The following is a 4,311-nucleotide window of genomic DNA, read 5'->3' on the forward strand; positions in this document are numbered from 1 at the left end:
CACGTACGGTTTTGAAGACGAGTCAGTGAGGTGACTCACTGGCTTAGTTTAATCAATAGACTGATTTGCTTAAACAACCATTGCGATGATGTACGATACGATCGTGGTTGGCTCTGGTAATGGAGCCTGTGGGTTTCTGAGCTATTACCTAGAAGCTGGTAATGACAGGTCTATCCGGGAGCGGGTGTTAGTGCTGGAGGAGGGGGATGATTTCTTTACTACCAGCGACATTACCCACCAGAACAACTGGACTAAGTCCTACGCAGAGGAAAAGGTATTCAAGTTGCACAATGCCCTGACCCCCAAGGGTATTCCGATTATATCGGGGCGGGCCTGTACTATGGGTGGTGGCGGATCGATTAACTATACCATGATGCATGAGTCGTCGGAGTGGCTGGCGACACACATTGGTCAAACGGCAGCCTATTGGGACAGCCTGAAGGCAGAGTTGAATCAGAAGTTTGCTAGACCAAACCCGGTAACCGATCCGTCACCTGTGACTAAACAAGTACTGCAGGCGGCTGAGAAGGTTGGTTTTGTAGTGAGCACAGACGCTATTGACAATATTCCTAATTTGGAGGTCACCGATACCGGCCTGTTGCACCTTTTTCCAACCCAGTTCAACTCATTTGGGCAGCGAACCCACAGCGGAGTATCCATTGTCGATTGGTTTGGCCAGGGCGTGGAGATCAAGACTAGGTGTAGGGTTGAGAGACTTGAGTTTTCTAAGGAACAAGGGCAAAAACCACGGTGCGTGGCAGTACATGTTAAGTACCTGGACACGGGGATGACGGAGCGCTTGTCTCTGGATAGGGATGGTGGAAAGGTGATTATGTGCGCAGGGGGTGCCACGCCACGGCTGCTCTGGTCTCACCGCGAGGAATTGGGAAACGATCAGATCGGGCAGCATGTTAATGACCATATTGTTATGCCCCTGGGTCTCTACCTGGTGGACAAGAGCATTGATGTTACCCCTCGGGATGTTTACATCCCTGTATTTGGGACAACGGTATGGCAACCAGAACCAGAACAACCGGGACAGGAAACGGTTTGCTGCTTCGATTTCTTTTCTGGTAATTTTGAGAGGCTGTGGTTTATGATTGCCCACCTTTATCTGGCGTTCCTATTACCAAACTCAATCAAGAGGTTCGTGATCAGGTTACCTTGGTTGTTTAATATCATCAAGAACGTGATTAGGGTGTTTCTTCAGGCAGTCAATTTCATCATTAACCTGTTGTGGGGACTTTATAACTTACTTCAAGGGAAACCATGGCATGATGACCCAAGCTTGATTACTGCAGCGATTAAGTTTAATGCTGCTAAAGAAGGTTGCTATTCAAGGGACGACTCTCGGATTGAATTAGATTTCTTTGGAGAAGAGGAACAATCCCATTTCAATCAGGATAAAGTGGTAGCCAACAGTGAGATTGCCAAGCACATGGCACTGTTGAATGGCTTGGGAGAACAGCCACATTGGTTAGTTAGGTGGTTCTTGCGACTGGTAACTAAAATGCCCTACCAGGAGAACCAGATTGAGGAGTATGTTGATGTTTACAGTCGCAGGTTTTTACTGTCCGAGCAGCACTTGTCGGGGGGATGCCTATTCGGTAAGGCGATTGATAAAGGACTCGACAATGCAATAGATACTGGGAAAGTATACGGGTCAGCTAATGTCTATGTGGCTGACCTTTCTTCTGTGCCTTTGCCCCGGATTAGTACGCAGATGACAGCTTATTTGATTGGTTTCCATGTGGCGAAGAAGATATGTGTGGGGAATGGGGAATAGGGAATAGGGAGTCGGGAGTCGGGAATCGGGAATGCTGTTAGTCACCCAGTTGTTCATTCAGATTGCCCTCCTCATTGCCTTTAAGGAGTGCCTTTAAAGAATTCTTGACCATCGTTGGCACCTTATCGCCATTAAGGGTCTGGTAAAATTCCATCAGACGCTCCTTATCGAAGAGGGGAGATAATTTGACTTTGACTTTATGAATCTCATCCCGTCCCAAGTCTCCACCTAGTTCGCCTCCTACCTCGCCCCCAGTTCCTAGTACATTAATTTTGATATTCCCCTTGGCACCTGCTTTTGCAGTTCGCTTGACACTAACTTGTAGTTCCAGTTCCACAGATTCAACACACAACAAGGGAGCATCCTTCTCCTGACCTGGTGGTACTGAGAGCAGATCGTGTTTAACCTGCTGGATAAATTCACACAATCCAATGGGGCTGGTATCGTTGTTAGACATTAATCTTGTAGAATTGGTTATATTATGCAACAGCTCCACTATAGGCAGGGTTCTGGGTAGTTGTCACGCGGCTTGATGCCAGTTTTACAGTGGTTGGCAGTTCTACCCATGTTAAATTCTTGGTCACTGGCAAGATGCCAGTTCTACCCATTTGAAATTGCTGGTCACTGGCAAGATGCCAGTTCTACCCATTTGAAATTCCGGTCACTGGCAAGATGCCAGTTCTACAGGAGGGAGAGGTAAAAAAAAGGGTAAAGGGCAAAAGGGCAAAAGGGCAAAGGGTTACAGAGTCCACGCACACCCACACACCACACGAAAACCAATACTGCCGACGCTGTGCCTGAGAGCCGGATAAGAGTAGTCGCGAGACCCAGAACGGCAGAAAACAGGGTTGCCGAGCCAGGAACCACCCCGCAACAGCCTTTCTCGGTTTTGAGTTTGATTATCGTTATGGTTATCGTCTAACCACACACTACCATCCGTCGGCGCACCTATATAGTTATCATGCCAATGGTCTGCACACCACTCCAACACATTCCCATGCATATCGTAGAGTCCAAAGTCATTCCCTACCCCAAAACTCCCCACTGGGGTTGTTTCTTGCCGATAAATCCCTGATGGCCCATTACCATAAGACCCTTTCCAACGATCCTGTTGATCATCTGTTCCATCGTAATTAGCATAGTCTGTCGTAATCGTCTCTCCAAAATGAAACGGGGTGGTTGTTCCGGCTCTACAGGCGTACTCCCACTCGGCTTCGCTGGGCAAGCGATAAGGGCGTTTCGTATACTGGGACAGCCGCTCACAAAACTCCACTGCATCATACCACGAGACTTGCTCTACAGGTAGGTCTTCCCCTTTAAATTCGGATGGATCGCTTTCAAGTTCTGTTTTGACTTGGGGTAGGGCGGCGACGGCTTGCCATTGGGCTTGGGTAACTGGGTATTTGCCCATCAAGAAGGATTTAAGGGTGACTTGATGCTGGGGACTTTCACTGTCTCTATGCCCCTCTTCGGTTTCTGGGGAACCCATCATGAAAGTGCCATCAGGTATGGCAACCATGTCCAAAGTGATACCATTTCCCAAGTCTTCAGCAAAGTACTGAATTTCTCGCCAATGGTGGTTGATAATAAGGTTTGATTGCTGTTCTTCTTGACTTGTTGGTGGCATCACTATGGTTGGGTTTGACTGATGTAGAACTGGCACTGATCCTGTAGAACTGGCATCTTGCCAGTGGCCTATGGTAGGTAGAACTGGCATCTTGCCAATGGTTGATGGTAAGTAGAACTGGCACTGACCTGGTAGAACTGGCATCTTGCCAGTGGTTGATGGTAGAACTGGCATCTTGCCAGTGACCAGGATTATTGTTTGATTGAGATTGACATAGGCTCGAAGGCTATTCCCGCAACAGGCTTCTAGCCAGTTCTACCTACCATTGACCACTGGCAAGATGCCAGTTCTACCTACCATTGACCACTGGCAAGATGCCAGTTCTACCATTGATTATTTTACAGAAGATTTCTGTACACTATCCATTTGCCAGAAGAAAGGATATGTTTCAGGCATCTCAGATAAATTAGCCTTTACAGGATTTTCTCGGATATAGTTCCAGGTTTCTAAAAATTCTATTTCATCTCGCATAATGCGATCATATCGCTCATATTGCCAAACAATACCGATATGATTCATTACTTTAGGAACTTGCTTAGAACTATAGCTTTTAATGCTGTGGATGATACTACCTAAGCTCCAATATTCCTGATCGGATTTTAGCAAAGGCTGTATTAACCAATGCACATGATCTGGCATAATCACAACAGCATACGTTTTGTACCTTTGGTTATTGAAGAATAAACAGGAATCTAAAACTACTTGTCTGGCTTCTGGGGTCAACTCTAGCTTTTTAAACGTATTAAAAGTTACAAAGTAAATTGCTCCTGCTGATTCCCAGTGAGGAAGAGTCCTTTGGCTAATTTTAAGATTTTTGAACTTTCTGAAACTGCTATAATTCGTAGCTAACAGGGGGACAAGGAGGCATGAGAGTCTTATGTAGTGAGCGATACAGCAG

The 4,311-nt window shown here is 46.5% G+C and carries 5 protein-coding genes; 2 read left to right on the forward strand and 3 right to left on the reverse strand.

From position 1 onward, the window contains the following. Positions 1-85: 85 nt before the first annotated feature. Complete coding sequence (locus BJP37_RS17000; protein ID WP_229415342.1) at positions 86-1,786, forward strand: GMC family oxidoreductase N-terminal domain-containing protein; 1,701 nt, start codon at positions 86-88, stop codon at positions 1,784-1,786. Positions 1,787-1,823: 37 nt separating this feature from the next. Here the strand turns inward: BJP37_RS17000 and BJP37_RS17005 are convergent, their stop codons facing one another. Further along, positions 1,824-2,243 carry a trypco2 family protein gene (locus BJP37_RS17005; protein ID WP_075900498.1) on the reverse strand — a complete coding sequence of 140 codons (420 nt, stop codon included), beginning with the start codon at positions 2,241-2,243 and terminating at the stop codon, positions 1,824-1,826. Between the two features lie 60 nt (positions 2,244-2,303). On the opposite strand from BJP37_RS17005, the gene BJP37_RS36710 reads away from it, so the two are divergent. After that, the gene (locus BJP37_RS36710; RefSeq protein WP_143727650.1) at positions 2,304-2,486 is read left to right on the forward strand and encodes a hypothetical protein; all 183 of its coding nucleotides are present in this window, start codon (positions 2,304-2,306) and stop codon (positions 2,484-2,486) included. Positions 2,487-2,525: 39 nt separating this feature from the next. Here BJP37_RS36710 and BJP37_RS17010 read toward each other — a convergent pair whose 3' ends face one another. Both BJP37_RS17010 and BJP37_RS17015 read right to left on the reverse strand, forming a co-directional pair. Then, positions 2,526-3,587, reverse strand: coding sequence for a formylglycine-generating enzyme family protein (locus tag BJP37_RS17010; protein WP_198954080.1), 1,062 nt, complete (start codon positions 3,585-3,587; stop codon positions 2,526-2,528). Between the two features lie 159 nt (positions 3,588-3,746). Beyond that, positions 3,747-4,265, reverse strand: coding sequence for an REP-associated tyrosine transposase (locus BJP37_RS17015; RefSeq protein WP_075906184.1), 519 nt, complete (start codon positions 4,263-4,265; stop codon positions 3,747-3,749). Positions 4,266-4,311 lie beyond the last annotated feature (46 nt).

Source organism: Moorena bouillonii PNG, assembly GCF_001942495.1.
Taxonomy (GTDB): Bacteria; Cyanobacteriota; Cyanobacteriia; order Cyanobacteriales; family Coleofasciculaceae; genus Moorena; species Moorena bouillonii.

Excerpts from the sequence above, each read along its gene's own strand:
- BJP37_RS17010 (WP_198954080.1), bottom strand. The coding sequence starts at position 3,587 with ATGCCAGTTCTACCATCAACCACTGGCAAGATGCCAGTTCTACCAGGT.
- BJP37_RS17000 (WP_229415342.1), top strand. The coding sequence starts at position 86 with ATGATGTACGATACGATCGTGGTTGGCTCTGGTAATGGAGCCTGTGGG.
- BJP37_RS17005 (WP_075900498.1), bottom strand. The coding sequence starts at position 2,243 with ATGTCTAACAACGATACCAGCCCCATTGGATTGTGTGAATTTATCCAG.